The sequence below is a fragment of the Cryobacterium sp. Y29 genome, assembly GCF_002929825.1.
In the GTDB taxonomy this organism is placed as follows: domain Bacteria; phylum Actinomycetota; class Actinomycetes; order Actinomycetales; family Microbacteriaceae; genus Cryobacterium.
Genome location: NZ_PJJN01000030.1, coordinates 1 through 21,422, shown reverse-complemented (window position 1 = coordinate 21,422; position 21,422 = coordinate 1). Strand labels below are relative to the sequence as shown.

23 protein-coding genes are annotated in these 21,422 nt (G+C 63.6%); 15 read left to right on the top strand and 8 right to left on the bottom strand.

All coding sequences use genetic code 11. From position 1 onward, the window contains the following. Positions 1-27: 27 nt before the first annotated feature. Together CXY74_RS06065 and CXY74_RS06060 are read left to right on the top strand one after the other, a co-directional pair. Positions 28-768 (top strand): IclR family transcriptional regulator, encoded by a 741-nt coding sequence (locus tag CXY74_RS06065; RefSeq protein WP_233193239.1) that lies wholly within the window; start codon positions 28-30, stop codon positions 766-768. A gap of 207 nt (positions 769-975) precedes the next feature. Beyond that, positions 976-2,319: an MFS transporter gene (locus CXY74_RS06060; protein WP_104199603.1), complete on the top strand. Its 1,344-nt coding sequence runs from the start codon at positions 976-978 to the stop codon at positions 2,317-2,319. 90 nt (positions 2,320-2,409) lie between these two features. Here CXY74_RS06060 and CXY74_RS06055 read toward each other — a convergent pair whose 3' ends face one another. The 5 genes from CXY74_RS06055 to CXY74_RS06035 are packed head-to-tail and all read right to left on the bottom strand — an operon-like array spanning position 2,410 to position 7,625. Continuing rightward, the gene (locus CXY74_RS06055; protein WP_104199602.1) at positions 2,410-3,141 is read right to left on the bottom strand and encodes an alpha/beta fold hydrolase; all 732 of its coding nucleotides are present in this window, start codon (positions 3,139-3,141) and stop codon (positions 2,410-2,412) included. Next, entirely contained in the window at positions 3,138-3,728 is a 591-nt protein-coding gene (locus CXY74_RS06050) for an isochorismatase family protein (protein WP_104199601.1), read from the bottom strand. The genes CXY74_RS06055 and CXY74_RS06050 overlap by 4 nt, the downstream gene beginning before the upstream one ends. Before the next feature lie 19 nt (positions 3,729-3,747). Then, positions 3,748-5,226: a D-alanyl-D-alanine carboxypeptidase/D-alanyl-D-alanine-endopeptidase gene (gene dacB / locus CXY74_RS06045; RefSeq protein WP_104199600.1), complete on the bottom strand. Its 1,479-nt coding sequence runs from the start codon at positions 5,224-5,226 to the stop codon at positions 3,748-3,750. Positions 5,227-5,259: 33 nt separating this feature from the next. Next, on the bottom strand, positions 5,260-6,246 hold the full coding sequence (locus CXY74_RS06040) for a Gfo/Idh/MocA family protein (RefSeq protein ID WP_104199599.1): 987 nt from the start codon (positions 6,244-6,246) through the stop codon (positions 5,260-5,262). Next, the gene (locus tag CXY74_RS06035; RefSeq protein ID WP_104199758.1) at positions 6,243-7,625 is read right to left on the bottom strand and encodes a DHA2 family efflux MFS transporter permease subunit; all 1,383 of its coding nucleotides are present in this window, start codon (positions 7,623-7,625) and stop codon (positions 6,243-6,245) included. Before CXY74_RS06035 ends, CXY74_RS06040 begins: the two co-directional genes overlap by 4 nt. A 56-nt stretch (positions 7,626-7,681) precedes the next feature. Between CXY74_RS06035 and CXY74_RS06030 the strand changes: the two genes are divergently transcribed. Beyond that, on the top strand, positions 7,682-7,951 hold the full coding sequence (locus CXY74_RS06030) for a hypothetical protein (RefSeq protein ID WP_104199598.1): 270 nt from the start codon (positions 7,682-7,684) through the stop codon (positions 7,949-7,951). On the opposite strand, the gene arsA is transcribed toward CXY74_RS06030, so the two are convergent. Both arsA and arsD read right to left on the bottom strand, forming a co-directional pair. Then, positions 7,948-9,699, bottom strand: a complete 1,752-nt coding sequence (gene arsA, locus CXY74_RS06025) for an arsenical pump-driving ATPase (protein WP_104199597.1) — start codon at positions 9,697-9,699, stop codon at positions 7,948-7,950. The genes CXY74_RS06030 and arsA overlap by 4 nt on opposite strands. Before the next feature lie 4 nt (positions 9,700-9,703). Beyond that, positions 9,704-10,099, bottom strand: coding sequence for an arsenite efflux transporter metallochaperone ArsD (arsD, locus tag CXY74_RS06020; protein ID WP_104199596.1), 396 nt, complete (start codon positions 10,097-10,099; stop codon positions 9,704-9,706). Positions 10,100-10,195: 96 nt separating this feature from the next. On the opposite strand from arsD, the gene arsM reads away from it, so the two are divergent. The 11 genes from arsM to CXY74_RS05965 all read left to right on the top strand — a co-directional run bounded on the left by arsM (position 10,196) and on the right by CXY74_RS05965 (position 18,671). Further along, positions 10,196-10,948 (top strand): arsenite methyltransferase, encoded by a 753-nt coding sequence (gene arsM, locus CXY74_RS06015; protein ID WP_104199595.1) that lies wholly within the window; start codon positions 10,196-10,198, stop codon positions 10,946-10,948. Positions 10,949-11,082: 134 nt separating this feature from the next. Next, positions 11,083-11,436: a helix-turn-helix transcriptional regulator gene (locus tag CXY74_RS06010; RefSeq protein ID WP_104199594.1), complete on the top strand. Its 354-nt coding sequence runs from the start codon at positions 11,083-11,085 to the stop codon at positions 11,434-11,436. After that, positions 11,433-12,119: a cation transporter gene (locus CXY74_RS06005; RefSeq protein ID WP_104199593.1), complete on the top strand. Its 687-nt coding sequence runs from the start codon at positions 11,433-11,435 to the stop codon at positions 12,117-12,119. The genes CXY74_RS06010 and CXY74_RS06005 overlap by 4 nt, the downstream gene beginning before the upstream one ends. A 191-nt stretch (positions 12,120-12,310) precedes the next feature. Further along, positions 12,311-13,039, top strand: a complete 729-nt coding sequence (locus CXY74_RS06000; protein ID WP_199183160.1) for a hypothetical protein — start codon at positions 12,311-12,313, stop codon at positions 13,037-13,039. A gap of 22 nt (positions 13,040-13,061) precedes the next feature. After that, entirely contained in the window at positions 13,062-13,220 is a 159-nt protein-coding gene (locus tag CXY74_RS17515) for a hypothetical protein (protein WP_158252305.1), read from the top strand. A gap of 5 nt (positions 13,221-13,225) precedes the next feature. After that, positions 13,226-13,690: a hypothetical protein gene (locus CXY74_RS05995; RefSeq protein WP_146070066.1), complete on the top strand. Its 465-nt coding sequence runs from the start codon at positions 13,226-13,228 to the stop codon at positions 13,688-13,690. A gap of 237 nt (positions 13,691-13,927) precedes the next feature. Continuing rightward, positions 13,928-14,377 carry a DUF305 domain-containing protein gene (locus CXY74_RS05990; protein ID WP_370446131.1) on the top strand — a complete coding sequence of 150 codons (450 nt, stop codon included), beginning with the start codon at positions 13,928-13,930 and terminating at the stop codon, positions 14,375-14,377. Positions 14,378-14,517: 140 nt separating this feature from the next. Next, the gene (locus tag CXY74_RS05985; protein WP_104199590.1) at positions 14,518-15,369 is read left to right on the top strand and encodes a M23 family metallopeptidase; all 852 of its coding nucleotides are present in this window, start codon (positions 14,518-14,520) and stop codon (positions 15,367-15,369) included. Between the two features lie 121 nt (positions 15,370-15,490). Then, on the top strand, positions 15,491-16,315 hold the full coding sequence (locus tag CXY74_RS05980) for a F510_1955 family glycosylhydrolase (RefSeq protein ID WP_146070065.1): 825 nt from the start codon (positions 15,491-15,493) through the stop codon (positions 16,313-16,315). A 465-nt stretch (positions 16,316-16,780) separates the two neighbouring features. Further along, complete coding sequence (locus tag CXY74_RS05970) at positions 16,781-18,241, top strand: multicopper oxidase family protein (protein ID WP_104199588.1); 1,461 nt, start codon at positions 16,781-16,783, stop codon at positions 18,239-18,241. Between the two features lie 37 nt (positions 18,242-18,278). Then, positions 18,279-18,671: a metalloregulator ArsR/SmtB family transcription factor gene (locus tag CXY74_RS05965; RefSeq protein WP_104199587.1), complete on the top strand. Its 393-nt coding sequence runs from the start codon at positions 18,279-18,281 to the stop codon at positions 18,669-18,671. Between the two features lie 172 nt (positions 18,672-18,843). Here CXY74_RS05965 and CXY74_RS05960 read toward each other — a convergent pair whose 3' ends face one another. Next, complete coding sequence (locus CXY74_RS05960) at positions 18,844-20,070, bottom strand: IS30 family transposase (RefSeq protein ID WP_146070064.1); 1,227 nt, start codon at positions 20,068-20,070, stop codon at positions 18,844-18,846. Between the two features lie 369 nt (positions 20,071-20,439). Between CXY74_RS05960 and CXY74_RS05955 the strand changes: the two genes are divergently transcribed. Then, on the top strand, positions 20,440-21,135 hold the full coding sequence (locus CXY74_RS05955; RefSeq protein WP_199183159.1) for a hypothetical protein: 696 nt from the start codon (positions 20,440-20,442) through the stop codon (positions 21,133-21,135). Positions 21,136-21,422: the final 287 nt, after the last annotated feature.

The window sequence follows — 21,422 nt, the reverse complement described above, 5'->3', positions numbered from 1 at the left end:
GCCCAGGCCGAATGCGAGAATGAGAGGGTGTCGATCCCCGAATTTGCCGAGACCTCCGGCAGCCCCGCCTCGGCGCCCGCCGCGCACTCGCAAACCCTGTCGCGCGGCATTCGCGTGCTGGAGATTCTCGCTGAATCCGACGAACCGATGAGTATTCTCCACATCGCCACCGCCCTCGACGTGCACCGTTCGATCGCCTATCGCATTCTCCGCACCCTGGAAGATCACGGCCTCGTCGTGCGGGACCCGGCCGGACTGGTGCGGCTCGGCCCCCGCCTGGCCGCCCTGGCCCGCGGGGTGTCCCGCGACCTGCAGGCCGCGGCACTGCCCGTGCTCACCGGAATTGCCCACGAGCTCGGCATGACCGCGTTCGTCGCCGTGCTTGACCAGGGCGAGGTGGTCACGCTCGTGAGCATCGAATCGCGCCAACCCCACGCGACGGTGGTGCAGCGGCCCGGCACACGGCATCCGCTGCACGTGGGGGCACCAGGGATCGCCATCCAGTCCGCGCTGAACGCTGCTCAGTGGGCCGCGCTCGGTCTTGCCGAAACTCGCCGGAGCGAGGCCGGTGAGGCCGCTACTGTCGGCTATGCCTCCAGCCACGACGAGGTCATTCCCGGCCTGTCGTCGATCGCCGTGCCGCTGCTCGTGCCCGGGGATCCTCCTGCCGCCATCGCCGTCGTCTATATCTCGAGCCTGCACTCCCCCACCGACATCGGCGCAGCCCTCACCAAGGCTGCGCGCACGATCGTCGCCGAGCTCAGTTGACCCGCGCCACTGCGCGTCAATCGTGCGTGCACGGTGTGATTATGCTTCACATCCCGCACAAGTAACGATCCCGCACAATACTGACCAATAGGTAGGTAATCTTTGGTTTTGCTGCCATACTGCCCCCGTGCCGGTTTTCTCCGCACGATCCCCACACTTTGCAGCAGTACCCGACCCAGCACGCAATGAGATACAAGGGAGTATTCCATGGCCTTAACGACCGAGCGCACAGGCTCCAGCGCCAAACGTCATGAAGAACGGCGGGTCCTCGCCGGCACGATGGTGGGCACCACAATCGAGTGGTACGACTTTTTCATCTACGCCCAGGCCGCCGGCCTCGTGCTGGCCGGCCTGTTCTTCGCCCCGCTCGCCGGCGAAAACGAGCCGCTCGCCCAGCTGATCGCCTGGGCGTCACTCGGCATCAGCTTCCTCTTCCGCCCGCTCGGCGCCATCGTCGCTGGCCACCTCGGCGACCGCATCGGTCGCAAGGCGATGCTGGTGTTCACACTCGTCATGATGGGCGCGGCCACTGCCCTCATCGGCCTGTTGCCGACCTTCGACCAGATCGGCGTCTCGGCACCGATCCTGCTGATCGTGCTTCGCATCCTGCAAGGCTTCTCGGCCGGCGGCGAATGGGGCGGCGCGGCGCTCATGAGCGTCGAGCACGCACCGATCAACAAGCGCGGATTCTTCGGTGCCTATCCGCAGATCGGAGTTCCGGTCGGCCTCATTCTCGCCACCGGTGTCATGATCATCGTGACCACCTCGATGAGCGACGAAGCGTTCCTCAGCTGGGGTTGGCGCATTCCGTTCCTCATCTCTGTGCTGCTCATCGTCGTCGGTTGGGTCATTCGCCGCGCGGTCGCCGAAAGCCCGGTCTTCAAAGAGATGCAGACCCGCAAGAGGGAATCTGCCGCCCCGCTCAAGCAGCTCTTCCAGAACCACTCGCGTCAGGTCATCCTCACCGCACTGATCTTCATCGCCAACAACGCGGCCGGTTATATGCTCATCGCTTTCTTCGGCTCGTACGCCACCAAGCCCGCTGAAGCTGGCGGACTCGGCATGGAGCGCACTCCGGTGCTCGTCGCCAGCACCGTCGCCGCCGTGTTCTGGCTCGCGTCGACCATGCTCGGTGGAATCCTCTCCGACAAAATCGGCCGGGTGCGCACCTTCCAGCTCGGCTACGCGTTCCTCTTCATCTGGGCGATCCCGATGTTCCTGCTCATCGACACCGGCGACATCGTCTGGTTCGCGCTCTCGCTCATCATCCTGGCGAGCGGACTCGGCTTCTCCTATGGCCCGCAAGCCGCGCTCTACGCCGAAATGTTCCCGGCCCAGGTGCGCTACTCCGGCGTTTCGATCGGCTACGCGCTCGGCGCGATTCTCGGTGGCGCGTTCGCCCCGCTCATCGCGCAACTGTTGCTCGATCAGACCGGACAGTCCATCTCGATCGGCATTTACCTTATGGTGCTCGCCGCGATATCCTTCGTCGCGGTGACCCTTGTGAAAGAGACCCGCGGGGTTCCGCTGGGCATCAGCACGCACGAGTAACTCTCGTAGATCACAACCGTGCCGCTCGGAACAACACTCCGGCGGCACGGTTACTTTATGCTCCCTGCGCTCGGGCTACGAGCCAGCGGCTCAGTTCAAGAACTCCAGGGCGGCTTGCTTGAACTCGCGGGCGGTCAGCGCGCTGAGGTGGGTGCGGCCGGGCAGTTCGACGTACCCGGCACCGCGTTCGGCCGCGAGCACGGCTACCCCCGCCGGAATCTGGTCGGCGCCGCCCGCCACAAACAATTGCGGGATACCCGCTGGCACGTCCAGGGTGCATCCCGCCATCCCCTGCACGCACGCCCATAGTGCCTCCCGGTCGGCACCGGCGATGATCGCCGGCCCGAGTACGGCGGCAATGGTCGGGTCGGAAGCAAGATCGCCAGACAGCAGGAACCGGTTGACGTCGCCCTGATCCCAGGTATCGAATAGTTCGAGCGGCCCTGCCCCGCCGATCACGAGGCTGCGCACGCGTTCGGGCGCAAGCCTGGCCAGAGCGGCCACGACCCGCGACCCCAAGGAATAACCGATTACGTCGACCCGCTCAAGTTCCAGTGTGTCGAGCACCGCCACGAGGTCAGCGGCGAGCTGCCTCGGTAGGTAGTCGGCACAGTGATGCGGCCTGTCACTGCGTCCGTGCCCGCGCAGGTCGGGCGTGATCGCGCCCCGCCCGACTTCTCCGAGCGCCCGCACCCACCCCGAGCCAATCCAGGTGACCGCCGCGGTCGACGCGAAACCGTGCACGAGCAGAACCGGTCGCTCCCCGGGAGCGGCATCAAAGGCAATACGTACGCCGTCGAGCCTTTTTGCGAATAAGGTCACTCGACGGCGTCGCTCACGGCAAACACCGCGCCCGCGTGCGCCATCTCAGCGAGGGCGTTCAACGTAGATTCCGCGGCGACACCGGCAACGAGATCGGTCAGCACCCGCACGCGCTGGCCGTGTTCGAGCGCGTCGAGAACGGAGGCTCGCACGCAGTGGTCCGTTGCAAGGCCGACGATGTCGACCTCGGTCACGCCGTGCTCGCTCAGCAACTCCGTCACCGTCTGCCCAGCCTCGGTGGCGCCCTCGAAGAGGGAATATGCGGGCCGGCCCTGGCCCTTGCGAATGTGGAAGGTCACGGCATCCGTTGTCAGGGCCTTGTGGTACTCGGCGCCCGTCGTGCCGGCCACGCAGTGCACCGGCCAGGTCGTGACAAAGTCGGGTGCCGTATCGCGCGCGAAGTGGCCACCGTTGTCGTTGCCGATATCGTGCCAGTCACGCGAGGCGAAGACATATTTATAGGCAAGCGGATGCTCGGCCAGCAGCACACTCACACCCGCCGCGACCGCCGCCCCACCGTCAACGCCGAGCACTCCGCCCTCGGTGAAATCATTCTGAACGTCGATGATGAACAGTGCGCGGGTCACGAGGTCTCCTTGCGAAGGGTTAGTTGTTCGTCAAATTGTCACCGCAGTGAAAGAAGCCGGTGGTCAAAGTGTCGATGGCGATTTTAGCGTTTGAGCTCACGTTGCCGATGGCGTAGATGGCGAAGGTGAGCGGGGTGCCGTCGGCGGCGCGAATGACCCCGGCGAGCGTGTAGCCGGTGTCGATCCAGCCGGTCTTGGCGAACACTGCGCCGTCGGCGGCGGAATTCGCACCGGAGAAACGGTCGCTGTACGAGAGGGACCCGCGCGGTCCGCCGGCGATCGGTAGGCCGTCGAAGAGCACGCCGAGGTTGCCCTCGCGGGCGTTGACTTTGAGGAACAGGGCCGTCAGGTACGCCGGCGAGACAGCATTGTGGGGGCTGAGGCCCGAGCCGTCCTTGATGATCATGCCGGTGGTGTCGATGCCGTAGGCGGCGAGGCCACCGACGATGCCCTGTTGCAGCGCGGAGAATGAGTTGCCGGCATTGTTTTCGATGGCCACGAGGCGGGCGAGCATCTCGGCGATGGTGTTGTCACTCACGATCAGGGACTGCTGAATAAGCGTAGACACCGGTGCGGACTGTACGGCACCGAGTTGGGCGGTTCCGGGCGGGGCGGTGGCTTGACTGATGCTGAGGCCGCCGCCGAGCGCGTCAGCGAAGGCCTGGCCGGCCCGGGCAATCGGGTCTTCGCTGCGCGCCGATGTGCTGCGGGTCGGGTCGTCGCGGTCACCGTCGACCATCAGCGCGGTGATCTCGGGCATGGCGCCGAGGCCGAGCTCGGTGCGGGCCCAGCCCTCGTCCCAGTCAGGGCCGGAAAAATACGAGGTGTCGAGTACGAGCGAAGTGATCGGCGGATTGGTCGGGTCGGCGGCCCATGCGACCCTGGTCTGGGTGGCGAGGTCGTCGAGGTGGGCGGCGCCGGTGTAGAACGGCTCCTGACCGGTGGGCAGCCGCGACAGGGTGAGGTCTCCCCCGCCGACGAGCACGACCTGACCGGGTTCCGCGCCCTTCACTACGCGGGTCGTAGCCCGGTAGTCGCTGCCGAGCACGTTGAGGGCAGCGGCCGAGGTGAGCACCTTCATGACGCTCGCGGTGCGCGACGACGTCGTGCCGCCGCGGTCGAACAATACCTCACCGGTGTTGGCATTGACGACCTGCGCCTGAAAATCGGCGAGGCGGGCGTCGGCGGCGAGCGCGGCGACCGAGCAGGTACGCAACCGGCTGGCCGCTGTCGCTTCGGCGGGCACCGGTCGAGCCGGATCGATGGTGGGAGTGGGGCTCGGCGTGGCCGCAGGCGACGGCGTACCGGATGCCGCTGCCGGCTCGGCGGCTCCGGTCTGGGTTCCGGCGAAGACGGCTCCACTACCCAGCAGCACGAAGACGAGAGCACCGGCGGCGATCAGCCAGGCCCGGCGGCACCGGGCGAAGACTGCACCGATTCCGCTGCGCGGGGCAGGGTTGGCCTCTTGGGCTACGGGTGTCTGCACGGGTTCATCCACCTCCGTATGGTAGCCGACGCGCCTTCGGGCCGGCTATTCACCCGGGTAGCGCAGGCCGATCCTGGCCCGAACCGCGTCGAGGGTGTGCATGATGGCGACCGATTCTTCGGCCGGCATGATGTCGCTCGAGAGCTTTCCGGCCCGAATCAGGGCCTCGGCTTCGACCGCTTCGAAGTGCATCCCGCGGCCGATGAACTCGGCCGATACAAACGTTTCGAGCACGGTGCCGACCGTGTCCAGTACCCGAAAACCGGTCGGTGCGTACCAGACGGCGTCGATGTCGATGCGCCCTTCAGTGCCGATGATCGACGCCGAGGTGGGGCCGCGGGTGTCGCTTGCCGAGAAAGTCGTGGCGATCTGTCCACCCACATAGCGAAAAATCGTCGCGACCTGAGCATCCGCTCCGGTCGCCTTGAACGAGGCACTGGCCAGTATCGTTTCGGGCGCCCCGAAGACAGCGTGCGCGAAATTCACCGGATAGACCCCCAAATCGAGCAGGGCGCCGCCGCCGAGGGCCAGGGAATTGATCCTGTGTTCCGGGTCGTCGGGAAGGTCCTGGGTATGGTCGGCGAGCAGGCTGCGCACGTCGCCGAGCGTGCCGGCCGCCAGAATCTCCGGGATGCGAACCATGTGCGGCAGAAACCGGGTCCACATGGCTTCGAGCACGAGCAGATGCTTGCTCACGGCCAGGTCGACGATCTGTCGGGCTTCCCGGGCGTTGAGCGCGATCGGCTTCTCGATCAGCACGTGTTTGCCAGCATTCAACGCGAGGGCAGCGTGTTCGGCATGAAACGGGTGCGGTGTCGACACGTAGATGACGTCGACCTCGGGATCGTTGACCAGCGCTTCGTAGCTGGCATGTGCCGTGGGAATGCCGAATTCGGCGGCGAAGGCATCCCCTGACGCCTGGCTGCGCGACCCGACGGCCTGCACCGTGTGCCCGTTCTGTACGAGGTCGCTCGCGAACAGGTGGGCGATACCGCCGGTGGCCAGGATTCCCCAGCGAATCGAATCTGTCATGCCTGGAGCTTATCGGCCGGCACCGACCCGGGGTTCTGGATACCGATGCCTGAGATGATTCCGCCTCCGACCAGCAGAATTCCGGTGACGATTGCGGCGCGATGGAACCCATCGACGTCGAGCACCGGGCCCACGATAATGCTCGCCGCGGCGATGGCCACCAGTCCGGCGACCCGGGAGAGCGCGTTATTGACCGCGGAGGCAATGCCCGCCCGGCCGGGTTCTATCGCGCCCAGGATGGCGGAGGTCAGCGGCGCGACCGTGATCGTCAGGCCCAGGCCGAAGATGATGACCCCGGGCAGGACCTGGCTGGAATAGGCGACGCTCGAATCGATGCGGAGCATGACGAAAAACCCGATACCGGCGATGATCGGCCCGACGCACATGAACAGACGCGGGCCAAATCGGCCAGCCAGACGGCCGATGACGGTGGACAGGGCGATGCTCAAAATGCTCACTGGCAGCAGGGCCAACCCGGCGCGCGTCGCGCTGTATCCGCCAACCTGCTGCAAGAAGACAGCGAGCAGGAACGTGCCGAGCGACAGGGCGGCGTAGATCAGAGTCGTCGCCACGTTTCCCACCCAAAAGTTGCGCACCCGAAACAGGCTGAGCGGCATCATCGGCGCTTTCGCACGGTTCTCGTGCCAGATAAACGCCGCAAAACTCAGCAGTCCGACGATGAGCGGCACCAGAATGACCGGGCTTCCCCAGCCGAAGTTGGCCTGTTCGATCAGCGCGAAGACGGGCAGTGCCACGCCGAGCACACCGAGAACCGCTCCGCTGACGTCGACGCGGGGCGCGGCATCCGCTGCCCGGTCGCCCGGCAACCGCGCCAACAGAACCAGGGTGAGCGCGATCGGCACGATGTTGATGGCGAACACCAGCCGCCACGACGCCAGGTCGACCAGCAGACCACCGATGAGCGGGCCGGCGATGAAGGCGGTGCTGGTCCAGGCGGTCCAGGTTCCGATCGCGCGGGCCTGGCTGGCACCCTTAAAGGTGCTGAAGATGAGGGCGAGCGAGCTCGGCACCAGCAGTGCACCAGCGACGCCCTGGATGGCACGTGCGCCGATCAGAAAGGGAGCGTTTGGAGCCACCGCACAGAGAACGGATGCCGAGGCGAACCCCACCAGACCCCACAACAGCACCCGCTTGCGCCCGAACGCGTCGGAGAGCGAACCGGCCAGCAGAATAATGCCGCCGAGGGTGATGAGGTAGGCGTCGACGACCCATTGCTGGGTCGAGATTCCTCCGCCCAGTTCACGGGTGATCGCGGGGAGGGCCACATTGATGACGGTGCCGTCGAGAAAGGCGATGAACGAGGCCAGCACGGCAACCACCAGAACAAGCCGTGGGGAATCGGTCGGTGAACGGGTCATGACGTGAATGAACCCCACGTGCTGCCGCGGCGTGCCATATAGGTCAGACTAGACCAATGATCACCCTGCAGCAGGATGCCGATGGCTTCATCCGCATGAACCGGCACTTTCCCGACACCACGCTCATCAGCATCAGCTTCACAGAGGGGGCGGTGGGAGAATTCACCGGGGCCCAGTTGAACGCCATCTTTGACGACGCCCTGGCCGAGTTTCGCGGGCAGAACCGCCTCGAGGGAGCAAAAGGTTTTTCCCGGGCGCCGGCGAAAACCGTGCATCCCACGAAGACCATTACCGTCGTCAAGGTGCACCCCGAAATGGCCCGCTAGCCGCGACCGGGCGCAGTCAGCGCAGTCAGCCTGTCAACGCCGATCGGTTCATCGGCCAGTAACGGCACGATCGCAACCCGATCGGCGTGGTCGAACACCTTGTCGATCTGGGTGACTTCGTTGGCGGCTCGCGCCAGCAAAAACGGCGACTCGGGGCGCGCGGCGGCAATGGAATTGTTGACTACCCAGCCCCACGGCTGGATTCCGGCTCGCTGAAGATCCTGCTGAAGCTCCTCGGCCTCGAGCACCGGCGTCGTCTCGGCCAGGGTGACGACCAGCACCTTGGTCAGCGCGGAATCCTGCAGCCGCATCAACGGGGTCACGAACGCCATACCCTCCCCCATCTGACGCGCGATTTCACGATGGTACGACCCCGTGGCATCGAGCAACAGCAGGGTATGGCCGGTCGGAGCGGTATCAACGACAACGAATTCGTGCCGCGATTCATGTACGGCCTTCGAGAATTGCCGAAACACCGCGACCTCATCGGTGCACGGCGAGAGCAGGTCTTCGGCCAGGGCGGCCCGGCCGTCGTCGTCGAGATTCTTGCCCGTGGTAGCCATGACGTGATTTCGATACTCCCGAATCGCCTCGTCCGGGTCGATGCGCGAGACGCGCAGCCCCGGCAGGGTTCCGTGCAGGGTGTCCACCAGGTGGGCCGCCGGGTCCGTCGTGGTCAGGTGCACCGCATGGCCGCGCTGAGCGAGGGAAACCGCGATTGCCGCAGCGATCGTGGTTTTGCCGACGCCGCCTTTTCCCATACATAGAATCAGGCCGTGACCGGTCTGTTCCAGTTCGTCGACGAACTGGCCGAGCGGGGCATTCGGCACTTCGACCGGGGTCTGCGGCGACACTCCACCATCGTTGCCGGCTTGAAACAGGTCGCGCAGCGCTCTGATACCCGTCATGTTGCCGGTCTTAAGCTCGAGCAGATCACGCGGCAGGCTAGCGATGGTCGGCGGAATACCGTCCAGCGCGGCCGACTCGCGTTCGCGCACCGCTGCGGCTATCGGCTCTGTTCCCGCGCCAACTGGCAGCAGACCATTGATGACGACATAGCCGCCAAGAATTCCGATCTGCGCCAGCTCAGCGTGGGTGCGATCGATCTCGCTCAAAGCGGATGCCTGCGCGCGCGCCACGAGCACCAGCCGCGTACGCCGCGGGTCGGCCAGGGCAGCGACCGCAGCCGCATACACCGTCTTATGCTTCTCCAGCCCGGATAGCGGGCCGAGGCACGACGGATCGCCCTTGCCCGCATTGAGAAACTCCGTCCAGGAGCCGGGCAACTGCAGCAGGCGGATGGTGTGTCCGGTCGGCGCGGTGTCGAACACGATGTGGTCGTAGGTCTGGAGCAGGCTGTCATCGGTCAGCAGGTTCGTGAACTCGTCAAACGAGGCAACCTCGGTAGTACATGAACCGGACAAGCCCTCAGCAATGCTGGCCAACTCGCGCTCCGGCAAAAGTCCCCGAACCGGCGCGATGATGCGCTCGCGATAGGCATCCGCGGCCTGCTCCGGGTCGATTTCGAGGGCACTGAGACCGGCAATGGCCCCAATCGGAGTGACCGTGTTGCCGATCGTGACGCCGAATACCTGCCCGATGTTGGACGCCGGGTCGGTACTCACCAGCAACACTCGGCGGCCCCGGGTAGCCAGCGCAATGGCCGAAGCGCAGGCAACGGATGTCTTGCCGACGCCACCCTTACCGGTGAAAAACAGAAAGCGGGGCGGGTCTTTCAAAAACTTCATGGTGCTAGCAGCAGCCGGTGGCGCCGCCGCAGCATCCGCTTTCAGATTTCTCGGTCAAGCCGAGCTGGACTCGCTCGGCTGGTTCGCTCGTGACGGGAGCGAGGCCGGCGAAGGCGAGCAGTTGGGTTTTCGAGGGATAGGCACCGGTCGCGACGGTGACACCATCGACGATGGTGAGCGGCAGCCCGGTCGAACCGACGACGTGCATGAAGGCGCGCACGGTCTCATCCGTGGTGAAAGCGAGCGGGTCGGTGGCCAGGTTATGGCGCTGGATGTCAGCGCCAAGGTCCTGCAGACTGCGCACGGTCGCGGTCACCTCGACCAGGGACTGGTCGACATCGACGCCACAGACTCCGGTGTCGCAGCACAGTGCCGGTTCGTAGATTCGGATGGCAGCCATGTGGATCTCCCTCAAAAGTTGAGCCTTCACTCGTTATATCGATAAGAATCAATGTAGCAGTAAGCTGGTGCCGCACCTATCGGAAAGGATCAATTCATGACCGAGAAATCTGAGATCACGGAACGTGTTCGCGAACGGTACGCGACGGCCGCAGTGCAATTGAGCGACGTCTCGAGCACGTCGTGCTGCGTGCCGACCGATTTGGGCAACGGCGACGTGTTCGGCTCCGCGCTCTACACCGGCAACGAAAATTTAGAGATACCCGAGGAAGCGTTTCTGGCCAGTCTGGGCTGTGGCAATCCGACAGCTGTCGCCGACCTGCACCCGGGAGAAACGGTGCTCGACCTCGGCTCCGGCGGCGGCATCGACGTGCTGCTCTCCGCACGCCGTGTGGGCCCAACGGGCTTCGCCTACGGGCTTGATATGACCGACGAGATGCTCAGGCTCGCCCGAACTAATGCGGCGAAGGCCCAAGCCACCAACGTGGAGTTCATCAAGGGTCAGATGGAAGCCATCCCCCTGCCCGGTGCAACCGTCGACGTGATCATCTCCAACTGCGTGATCAACCTGTCCACTGACAAGAATGCGGTAATAACCGAGATGTTCCGGGTCTTGAAGCCCGGCGGGCGCCTCGGAATCTCCGACGTGGTGGCCGAAAACCACCTGAGCGCACAGGACCGCATCGAGCGCGGCAGTTACACCGGTTGCATCGCCGGGGCTCTCTCGAACCAGGAGTACCTAAACGCGCTCGCCGCAGCAGGATTTGTCGACGCGACTGTGGAATATACCCACGAAGTCGCCCCCGAAATGCACGGGAGTATCGTGAAAGCGGTCAAACCCAGCGTCTAGTCCTGGGCGCTTTTTTCCATGGAGCGGCTGGTCCCCACGAGCAGCCATCCGGAGCCAGAAAGCGGGATCGCCACAGCCAGAGATGACAGCGCATGTGCTTGCGAATACGTCAGCAACCACTGTAATGTCAGTGCATGCTGACTAGTACCTCACGTCTGGCTGTACTGAATCGGCTGGGGCGGGCCTTGGCGGATCCGACCCGATCGCGGATTTTACTGAACCTGCTGGACGCCCCTGGGTATCCCGGGCAGCTCGCAGAGAGGCTGCGGCTGACGCGCTCGAATGTGTCGAACCACCTGAGTTGCCTGCGCGGTTGCGGCATCGTGGTGGCCACGCCGGAAGGTCGGTCGACGCGATACGAGATTGCCGACCCGCATCTGACGCGTGCGCTGATCGCGCTGGTCGACGTGGTCCTCGCCGTCGATGACGGTGACGCCTGCGCAGATGACACCTGTGACGTGCTCCTGTGTTGCGGAGCCGAAACGTGAGCGCGCCCTCGCCCCTTCACCTTCCGGCGCTCGGCCCGATTCGCAAACGCCTCCTCCAGCGCCGGATCCGCTGGATCGTCGCGATCACAATTTGCTACAACCTCATCGAGGCCGTCATCGCCCTCGCGGCCGGATCCATCGCATCGTCGGCTGCGCTGATCGGGTCCGGTCTTGACTCAATCGTGGAGGTAATCTCCGCTGCCGCGATTGCCTGGCAGTTCGCTGCGCCAGAACCAGAGCAACGGGAGAAGCTCGCGTTGCGCGTGATCGCGTTTTCCTTCTTCGCTCTCGCCGCGTACGTCAGCATCGACGCTGTGCTGTCGATCATGGGGTTACGTACACCCTTATACAGTCCGGTCGGTATTGTGCTCACGGCCATCAGCCTGGTGATCATGCCGGTTCTGAGCTGGTTCGAACGCCGCATCGGCCGCGAGCTGGGTTCCGTATCGGCGGTCGCCGATTCGAAGCAGACCCTACTGTGCGCGTATCTCTCGGCCGCGGTGCTCATCGGGCTCGCGCTGAACGCCCTACTCGGCTGGGCCTGGGCTGATGCGGTCGCCGCGCTGGTTATTGCGGGTTTCGCAATCCGGGAGGGCAGTGAAGCATGGAAAGGCGACACGTGCGCCACACCGGCATCCGCGCTGACCGGTGAACGCACCCTCGAGCATGAGGCCGGCTCCTAAGAGCCCCTGCCAAACAATGGCTTGCGGCCGAACTGCGGGTCGTTGTGCAACAATCTGCGTATAAATGCAGATAAGGACATGTGCACGCTGGATGCGAATGTTATTTTCCAGACTGGGCATGCCGTCGGGGGCACACCGGCGCACCACCGGCATCCGCTCGAGCGAGCCATTGACACACTGTGCGGGCGCTCATGTTTGAAGTCCTACGCAACCGAACGTATCGCCGATTGTTCAGCGCGCAAATTGTCGCGCTGATCGGCACCGGAATGCTCACTGTGGCCCTCGGACTCCTCACCGTTATCAGCTACCACTCCCTTTTTGTGGGGACGATTATCGGGTTCGCTGGCTCCGCCCTGCTCGTGTTCACCGCCACCCTGCCGACTCATCAGGTGGCCGTGACAACACCATTCGTGGAGCGCCTCACCCGCGACGTTCGCGTCTTCTCGCGCACACCGCAATTGCGCGCCCTGCTGGCCATGAACATGGTCGTCGCAACGTCGACCAGTACGGTCATCGTCAACACCGTCGTGCGTGTGCAAAGCCATTTCGGCCGCGCTCAGTCCGACTTTGCTCTCGCCCTCGCCTGCTACGGATTCGGCTCCATGCCCGTCGCTCTTGCGCTGCCCCGGGTGCTCGAGCGCTTTCACGACCGAAACGTCATGCTGCTCGGCTGTGCGGTGTTGCCCGTCGGCGCGACTGTTGCGCCGCTCCTCCGACGAGACCAGCCGACCGGCCGTTTTCGCCGCCCAGTTTTCTCTGTCCCATGCCTGTTTCATCGTCACCTACCCACTGGCCGGGATACTCGGCGCCCGGCTCGGGTTGGCGCCAACTGCGACCGTACTGGCCGGCATCGGGATGCTCTCTGGGATCATTGCGTTTCGGGCCTGGACGACGCAGACGACACCTCTGGCACAGGTTGAATCAACGATCGTCATCTGAGAGATGATGGTCTTGATCGATCGCGATGGCGGCGGAATGTGCTGTCGAAATCGCGGTTTTGGCTCGGGTAAAACCGGCATTCAGGATTCGCCGCTGGCCGTGCGGTATTCTTCAAGAGAAGACATTGGGCAGTTCGGTCGTGGGCTGCTGGCAGAGAAGTAGGTGAAATGACGCTGGATCGTGCGGTGCGACGACTACGTGCGCCCGCCTCTGTGTCTCCTTTCGTCTCCCTGCTCGCCCTCGCCGCGCTATTGTGTGCAGTTCTGGCCGTTCATTCCGAGACCACCGGGCACACCATGCCCGCGCTGGTCCCCGCATCATCTGCTGCTGCTGCTGCTGCATCATCGACTTTTGCCGAGCACCAGACGTCGGTGACGGGTATGGCTGCAGTCATGGCAGCTCCCGTCGTCGCGGCGATCTCGTCCGGAAGCCTCCACGGAATGCTTGAGTGCGCTCTGCTGGCGATGATGTGCGTTCTGCTACTTACTCTCGTCGCCATGGTATTTCTGACCCGGCTACCGGCCAGGTATCGAAGCCTGCTCGATACCTGCGTGATGTCGCGCTCATGGCGCATCAGCGCCCAACCGCGTCAGCGGCCCAGTCTCACCCTCCTCTCCATCTGTCGCGTTTAGACCGAGATGCAGTTCCGAGCCAGCACGTGGCATCGGAACCTTGCCGTGCCCGCGGCCACCGGTTTCTACCGCTAAAAGACGAATGGATGAACGATGCTCAACCCACGAACTTTCTTGTATGCTGCCGTGACCTTGGCAGCAGCTCTCACTCTCAGCTCATGCTCTGGAGGTGGCCCCGTCGCCGAATCAGCGCCCCCTTCTGCCAGCCAAAGCACAGCGGCGTTTGACTCCGCCGACGTGACCTTTGCCCAGATGATGATCCCCCATCATGAACAGGCCGTTCAAATGAGCGACGACCTACTCGCCAAGGACGGCCTCGATCAAAGCGTGGTCGACCTCGCGACCGAGATCAAGGCTGCGCAGAAACCGGAGATCACCCAGTTGAAAGACTGGTTGACGGCGTGGGGCGAAGATGAGAACAGCATGTCTCACATGTCCAGCATGGGCGGCAGTCCTGCCGGGATGACGTCCGACGACGACATGATGGCGTTACAGCACGCCTCGGGAGCAGACGCCAGTTCCTTGTTCCTGAAACAGATGACTGCGCACCACGAGGGTGCCGTCGCGATGGCGCAGCTCGAAATTGATAATGGGGAGAATGCGGATGCCCAGGCGATGGCCGCCAATATCGTCAAGACGCAGTCGGCTGAAATCGCCGTCATGGCCGAGCTTCTCACCTCGCTCTAGAGCGGCACATTCGGGGCAAGTTCTTCTCTGGAAGGCCGGCCCCACGACACCACCCTTCGTTTTCTGAATCACCTGCAAGGACATATTCATGTATCGCCGTCAATTTTTTCACCTGATGCGTAGCCCCGGGACGGTGCTCCGTGGATAACACCGGTCACGTCGCCACGGCGCCACCCATCCTCGGTGTCATTCCACCGATGTCACGCCGCGATATCCGCGCGATGGAGAACATGGTGCGTGCGGGCCGATCCGGCTCATCGAAAACTGCGCCACCGGTCAAAGTCACCTCTCGGCCCATCCCGCTGCGCCAGCGTGCTGCAGCCGCCAGCGCCATGGCGATGATCGCGCTCTTTGCGATCGGCACGTCCCTCCCCGCACTCGCGGTGAACACAGAACCGCAGCAGGCCGCAGCTGCGAGCGCCGCGAAGACGGCCGATCTACAAAGCGTCACCGCCGCGGGTACAACATCCGTTCCCATTCACCGCGACGGGTACACCATCACGGAAGCACCTGAACCGGCCTCGTACACCAAAGTTGCCAGTAATGGAGAATACGCCAGCCTGAGTCCGGGCCAGCTCAGTGATCAAAGCTGGGCTCTACCTGTTCTGGGCCGAATATCGAGCCCGTTCGGTTCTCGCCCGAACAAACCAGTTGATGGTGTCGGCGATTTTCACAACGGCACCGACATTGCCGCTCCCTGCGGCCAGCCCGTCTTCGCGGCGACCGGAGGAAAAGTTGTCACCGCGGGCTATCAGGGCTCCTATGGTAACTGGGTTCTCATCGACCACGGCAAAGGCATCGAGACGGGTTATGCCCACAACAGTCAGCTCCTCGTTGATTCTGGTCAGATGGTTGTAGCCGGTGAAATTATTGCCGTAGTGGGATCAACGGGTGCGTCCAGCGGCTGCCACGTGCACTTTGAAACGCGCGTCGACGGTGACGGCATCGATGCAGAAACATTCATGAGCGCCCGAGGAGTCACTCTTGGTTGACATCAACCGATCAACACGCCGGATCAGTGCGTTGTCCGTACCGCTCGTTGGCCTCATGGTTCTGACGGGGTGTTCGGCCAACGATTTAGATTCGACAGCGGTAGCGCCCAGCACTGCCGCCATGGCGAACGCTTTCGAACACGTGCATGGCATCGGCGCCGATCCTCTCACGGGAGACACCTACGCGGCCACGCACCAGGGGGTGTGGCTCATCCCGACCGGAATGCTGCCGGACACCTATCTGGCCGGAGCGCCACGAGCAGACCTGACCCAACCGGTGCAGCTCGCCGGCTTGGCGCAGGACACGATGGGCTTCACCGTGGCCGCGCCCGGCCAGTTGATGGCATCGGGCCACCCCGATCCGACCGAACCCAGCGATCTGGCGCTTCCCAATTTGGGACTTATCTCCAGCACAGACGGCGCGTCTTCCTGGACGCCGCTGTCGCTGGCCGGCGAGACCGATTTTCACGATTTGGATGCTGTTCCCCTCGACGACGGTACCCTCCGTGTCTACGGTTACGACGCGGGAGCTGGGACCATTTCCGTCAGTGACGACTCCGGCCTCACGTGGTCAGCGGGAGCACAGCTCGCACTCCGCGACCTGAGCGCGGATCCAGCCCAGGCCGATCGGCTCTACGCAACGACCGCCGCGGGCGTTCTAGTGAGCACCGATGCGGGGCGCACGTTCACCGCGTTGGCTGGAGCACCGGGGCTGCTGCTTCTGGATTTTGCCGGCGGAGGATTGGTCGGTTTGGATCCCGACGGTGGAGTCTGGCGCCAGGAAGCCGAGACGTGGACGCAAACCGGAACGACCGGCCGCACCCCCGAAGCGTTCACCGTCGTCGGCGGATCCTCACCCTGGATCCTCGTCGCGGACGCCGCCGGCATCACCGCCAGCAGTGACTACGGAAACACCTGGACCACACTGGTATCGCTGTCCAGCTAGCAGTCACAGCGACGAACGACACCGGGATACTTCACTGCCACGTCGCGTGGCACGCCCAGGCGACGTGATTGGCTTGTTGTCCCACGTGCGCTACTGCACCGGCCCAGGCACCGGCCCTCTATCCGATCTGAATCTGTTCGGCTGACTTCCAGCAAGAAAAGATACCCCCAGAGGTATGATTTTTAAGACGAATCACGAAAGGAATCACATCATGATGTGGGGCAATGGAAGTATGGGGTGGTCCTGGGGGTTCGGATTGCTGGCTTTGGTTGGCGTCGCCATTCTCGTGTATCTCGTCATTCGCTTATCTACCAAAAGCGGGCCGACTGGCCCCCCGTCGCCGACTGTCCCCGCGTCGCCTGATCTCACCAGCGCGCGGAAGATCCTCGACGAGCGTTTCGCTCGCGGGGAGCTAACGCCAGAGCAGTACCGCGAGCACATACGGGTGCTCGCCGAAGGCCGATGATGGTTGACCTGAGCCGCCGAAACGCTCTCATCCTGGGCGGGGTAGGAATTGGCGGGGTGGCCATCGGAGGGACTGGCTTGCTCGTGAATCAACAATCAGTCAGGCCGCAGGCCTCAGAAGCTGCCTCCGGGGCCACTTTCGTTCAGCCCACCGAATTGCGCAGCTCTAACGGCGTGCTGTCGGTGGCCTTGGAGCCGTCGTCTCAGAACGTGCGCATTGCCGGAAAAGACGTGCGCGCGCTCAGTTACAACGGGGGCGTTCCGGGCCCCACCCTGCGCGTTCGAGCCGGCGATATGCTCAATGTCAACCTACGTAATGGTCTGACCGATCCGAGCAACCTGCACGTGCACGGCCTCCACGTCTCTCCACAGAACAACAGCGACAACATGTTCGTCACGATCGAAGCCGGCGACTCCTTCGACTACCAGTATGAACTGCCCGACAATCACGCGCCGGGCGTGTACTGGTATCACCCGCACCACCACGGCTTTGTCGCCGACCAAGTGTTCGGGGGTCTCTATGGCGCCATCATCGTGGAGGACCCTGAGGAGATTCCCGCCACCCGGGAGCGCGTCCTTGTCATCTCCGACATCACCTTCGATTCATCCGGCACCATTGCAGCTGCCACCGAGATGGATAAAATGTCGGGCCGGGAGGGCGAGCTTGTTCTGGTGAACGGGCAGCGTGATCCGCTGCTGAGTGCCAGCCCCGGCGAGCGGGAACGCTGGCGAGTCATCAACGCCTGCACCTCCCGCTATCTGCGGCTTCGACTCGACGGACAGCAACTCACCCTCCTCGGTATCGACTCCGGCCGGTTTGAATCCGCCCGCAACGTTGACGAAGTCGTCCTGGCTCCGGGCAATCGCGCAGACCTGCTCGTGACGGCACGCGCTGGCACATCCACCCTGCGCGCGCTCCGTTATGACCGTGGTAAGTCGGGCGGGATGATGGGCGGCGGCACGTTCAGTTCCGCTGATGTCGCACTGGCCACGTTCACAGTCGCCGGCGCCGACACCGCCGCTTTCCCCGCTGTGCCCGACCAACTCTCACCAACGGACTTGCGTTCTTCTACCGTCACCGCCCGACGCGAATTGGTGTTCGCCATGGGAATGGGGGGCGGCATGAGCGGCGGCATGATGTCAGCCACGATCAACGACCGCACCTTTGATGCCACCCACGTCAACACGACCGTGCAATTTGGAAGCGTCGAAGAATGGACCCTCACCAACACCAGCACTTTCGATCACCCTGTACACCTGCACGTCTGGCCGATGCAGATTATTGAACAGGATGGCCGACCAGTCGAGTCGGTGATCTGGCAGGACGTCGTGAACATACCGGCACGCAGCACTGCACGCGTTCGGGTCAAGTTCAATGACTTCAGCGGGCGAAGCGTCTATCACTGCCATGTCCTCGACCATGAAGACGCCGGCATGATGGGGATCATCGAAGCCCGCTGAACGAGGGAGCCTGAGGATGCTCTGCTATTATTTGCGTATGGATGCAGATAAGCGGATATGTGGTCGTCTTCCTGAGGGTGACTTTGTCGAACTCGCCGTAGAAATCTTCTCGATGCTGGCGGATGCTACCCGGGTGCGTTTGATTGTCGCGCTGCGAGACGCGGGAGAGCTGTCGGTGAGCCATTTGGCCGAAATCGTCGACAAGACCCCTGCGTCGGTGTCGCAGCATCTGGCGAAGATGCGCCTGGCACGGATCGTGGCAACACGACAAGAGGGCACGCGCATTTTCTACCGCCTCGAGAACGAGCATGCCTCGCAGCTCGTGCGTGACGCGATCTTCCAAGCCGAGCACAGCCTGGGCGGCACGCCTCGCCACCACCACCACCACGCTGACCTTGCATCGACAAGCGCGGAGGCTGCCAGCGCATGACGAATACACTGTCAGACACGCCAATCCGCACCGGAGGTCGCGTCCTCGCGACACCCCTATCGATCTTCCGCACGGGAGGCCGCCTGCCTGAGGTTCGCTGGGCCGGTCTCGCGCTACTGTGTCAAGGGCCATGAGGAACGGGGTGTTTTCTCGCCAACGTAGCAACACTCGATCAAATGTGGGCTATTTCCTTGCGCCTATCGAAGTGCGTTTGGGATGGTTCCCAATTGCGTGATTCGCGGGGTCGAGCGTTGATCTTGGCGGCGACTTCAGCCAGTTGTTCCGGGCTGTGGAGGTTCAGGTTGGTGCCCTTGGGGAAGAACTGGCGAATCAGCCCGTTAGTGTTCTCGTTCGAGCCTCGCTGCCATGGCGAATGTGGGTCGCAGAAGTAGACCGGGATCGTCGTGTCTTCCTTGAACTGAAGGTACTCGGCCATTTCCGATCCTTGGTCCCACGTCAGCGATTTCCGGAGGTGCGCCGGCAGAGCGGCCAGCGCCGTACCGACGCGTTCGCGTACGGTGACAGCATCGTGCTTGCCGCCGAGGTGCACGAGCAGGAGAAACCCGGTGGTGCGTTCGACGAGTGTGGCGATAGCCGATCGGTTGAACGCCCCGCAGACCAAATCGCCTTCCCAATGACCAGGGACGACCCGGTTGTCAACCTCGGCGGGCCGCTGGTCCAGAAGCGGTCCGGAGAACCTCGAGCGCCTCGCAGTGCTACTGCGCCGAGGGAGCCGTCCGCGTCGGCCCGTGCGCAGGTGCCGGGTCATCTCCCGCGTCAGACCGTGTTTCTGCGGCGAATACAGGGCCTGGTAGATACTCTCGTGCACGACCTGCATCTCCGGCCGGCCCGGAAAATCTTTGCTCAGCTGGTAGCTGATCTGACGCGGGCTCCACTGCTCCGTCAGCAGCTTCTGGATCGCCTCACGAAGAGGCGTGCTCGTGGCGATCTTGCCCGGGCGAGGACGTTTCCGGGCAGCGTTAGCGAAGGTTTGGGCAGCCCGAGGAGCGTATCGTTTTGATCGCGGGGACCGATTGCGACGCACCTCGCGGCTGATCGTGGAAGGACTTCGACCTAACGCCACGGCGATTCCCCGCAGAGACGTCCCGAACTGGAGTGCATCGGCGATCTGAACACGCTCGTCCTCGGACAGATACCGCGGGGAAATGACGGGTGGTGCGATCTTGGAAATCGGGGCGTAAATCGTCTCACGTCCGTGGGCGTTTTTTATCGTGCGGCCGTGACGCCAGCGCATCCCCGTTCGCCGGTTGATCTTCAACATTCGGCATGCCTCGGCGTTGCTGATTCCTTGCCTCATCAGCCGAGCATATTCAACGCGCGTCTCGGCCATCGGCAGCGCGCCGGTGACCTTCTTGCGGCTTCGGGAACTGTCCGTCATCGCTACTCCTAACACTCAGGTGTTGCGACGTTGGCTAGAAAACACCCCGCTTCTCATGTCCGCCGACAGTGTTGCACACACCACTTGAATCTGTCCGGTGCTCGCCATGGGTTATGAGACACCCCGGCCGACACGGGGCAGGGTGGGGCAAGACCGCGCGCGGCTATGAACGGCAGAGGGCATGCGCGAGCAGCGGACAAAGTCGGCAACCACCACTATCAGGGAGCTCGCTTCGCGGACACCCTCGCCGCAGTCATTCGTACGTGCATACGAATAGTGCCAATCCATTTGGCACAGGGCTACGAATTAATGCTGTCGCATCTACCCGTCGGGATCGTCCCGACGGGCGAGATCACATAGGAGTGAAACGTGAAAAAGAACATCAAACTCGTGCTCGGCGCGAGTGCAGCTGCGCTCATCGCCCTGACGTTGAGCGCTGCGCCGGCGTCAGCGGAGGTCCCGAAATCGGTGCGCGGTAACGTGGTACTGACCGCCCACCTCACGGAGCTGAACGGCTCAGGAGCGTCGGGTAAGGCGATCGCCGTCGTTCGCGGCGAGACAATCCAGGCGATCGGAATCCGCGCGAGGGGTTTAACGCCCGACGCTCCCCACGCCCAGCACATCCACTACGGCGAACAGGCCATGAACGAGTGCCCCACGCTGAAGTTGGACAGCAACGGCGACGGACGACTGAACACCGTGGAGGGTGTTCCGGCCTACGGCCCCGTTGTGGTGTCCCTGAACACCAGCGGAGACACCACGCCGGCCAGTTTCCTCGACGTTACCCGGTTCCCCGTCGCGAAAAACGGCTCCTATAACTACCTTCGCACCAACATCAACTTCACGGACGTCGCGGGGACCGGATACCCGGGAGCCGAAGGACTTGGCACCGCCGCGCAGATCTCCGAGGCGATCCGCGACGGTGAAGGCGTCGTCGTGATCCACGGAATCGACTACGACGGCAACGGAACGTATAACCTCAGCGACCCCGAGGGTGCAAGCGAGCTTGACCCCACCCTCCCCGCCGAGGCCACCGACCCAGCCGCCTGCGGAGTTCTGCGCTAGCTGCAAGCGTCCGACCAAGGCCGAGGTCCAGGCGCCGCACGAGCACGCACAGTGCCGTACGGTCCTGGACCTCATCCTGTTGTGACAGGACGCCTCCATTCCGGGGCCAGCTCGGGCATGCGCTCTAAAACAAGTGATGCAGATTAGTTCAGTCAATCGACAACGCGGTGACGGCCTCACCACAAGCCGAGCAGTTCGATAATTGTGGCCATGTAGCTCGACTCAGCTAGGCCCAGCCCACAACGAAAAACGGGCGGGTCGAATGCCGAAGCACCCGACCCGCCCGA

Coding starts and splice junctions, on each gene's coding strand:
- CXY74_RS06060 (WP_104199603.1), top strand. CDS start 976: ATGGCCTTAACGACCGAGCGCACAGGCTCCAGCGCCAAACGTCATGAA.
- CXY74_RS06040 (WP_104199599.1), bottom strand. CDS start 6,246: ATGACAGATTCGATTCGCTGGGGAATCCTGGCCACCGGCGGTATCGCC.
- CXY74_RS06035 (WP_104199758.1), bottom strand. CDS start 7,625: ATGACCCGTTCACCGACCGATTCCCCACGGCTTGTTCTGGTGGTTGCC.
- CXY74_RS06030 (WP_104199598.1), top strand. CDS start 7,682: ATGATCACCCTGCAGCAGGATGCCGATGGCTTCATCCGCATGAACCGG.
- arsA (WP_104199597.1), bottom strand. CDS start 9,699: ATGAAGTTTTTGAAAGACCCGCCCCGCTTTCTGTTTTTCACCGGTAAG.
- arsD (WP_104199596.1), bottom strand. CDS start 10,099: ATGGCTGCCATCCGAATCTACGAACCGGCACTGTGCTGCGACACCGGA.
- arsM (WP_104199595.1), top strand. CDS start 10,196: ATGACCGAGAAATCTGAGATCACGGAACGTGTTCGCGAACGGTACGCG.
- CXY74_RS06010 (WP_104199594.1), top strand. CDS start 11,083: ATGCTGACTAGTACCTCACGTCTGGCTGTACTGAATCGGCTGGGGCGG.
- CXY74_RS06000 (WP_199183160.1), top strand. CDS start 12,311: ATGTTTGAAGTCCTACGCAACCGAACGTATCGCCGATTGTTCAGCGCG.
- CXY74_RS17515 (WP_158252305.1), top strand. CDS start 13,062: ATGATGGTCTTGATCGATCGCGATGGCGGCGGAATGTGCTGTCGAAAT.
- CXY74_RS05995 (WP_146070066.1), top strand. CDS start 13,226: ATGACGCTGGATCGTGCGGTGCGACGACTACGTGCGCCCGCCTCTGTG.
- CXY74_RS05980 (WP_146070065.1), top strand. CDS start 15,491: ATGGCGAACGCTTTCGAACACGTGCATGGCATCGGCGCCGATCCTCTC.
- CXY74_RS05970 (WP_104199588.1), top strand. CDS start 16,781: ATGGTTGACCTGAGCCGCCGAAACGCTCTCATCCTGGGCGGGGTAGGA.
- CXY74_RS05965 (WP_104199587.1), top strand. CDS start 18,279: ATGGATGCAGATAAGCGGATATGTGGTCGTCTTCCTGAGGGTGACTTT.
- CXY74_RS05960 (WP_146070064.1), bottom strand. CDS start 20,070: ATGACGGACAGTTCCCGAAGCCGCAAGAAGGTCACCGGCGCGCTGCCG.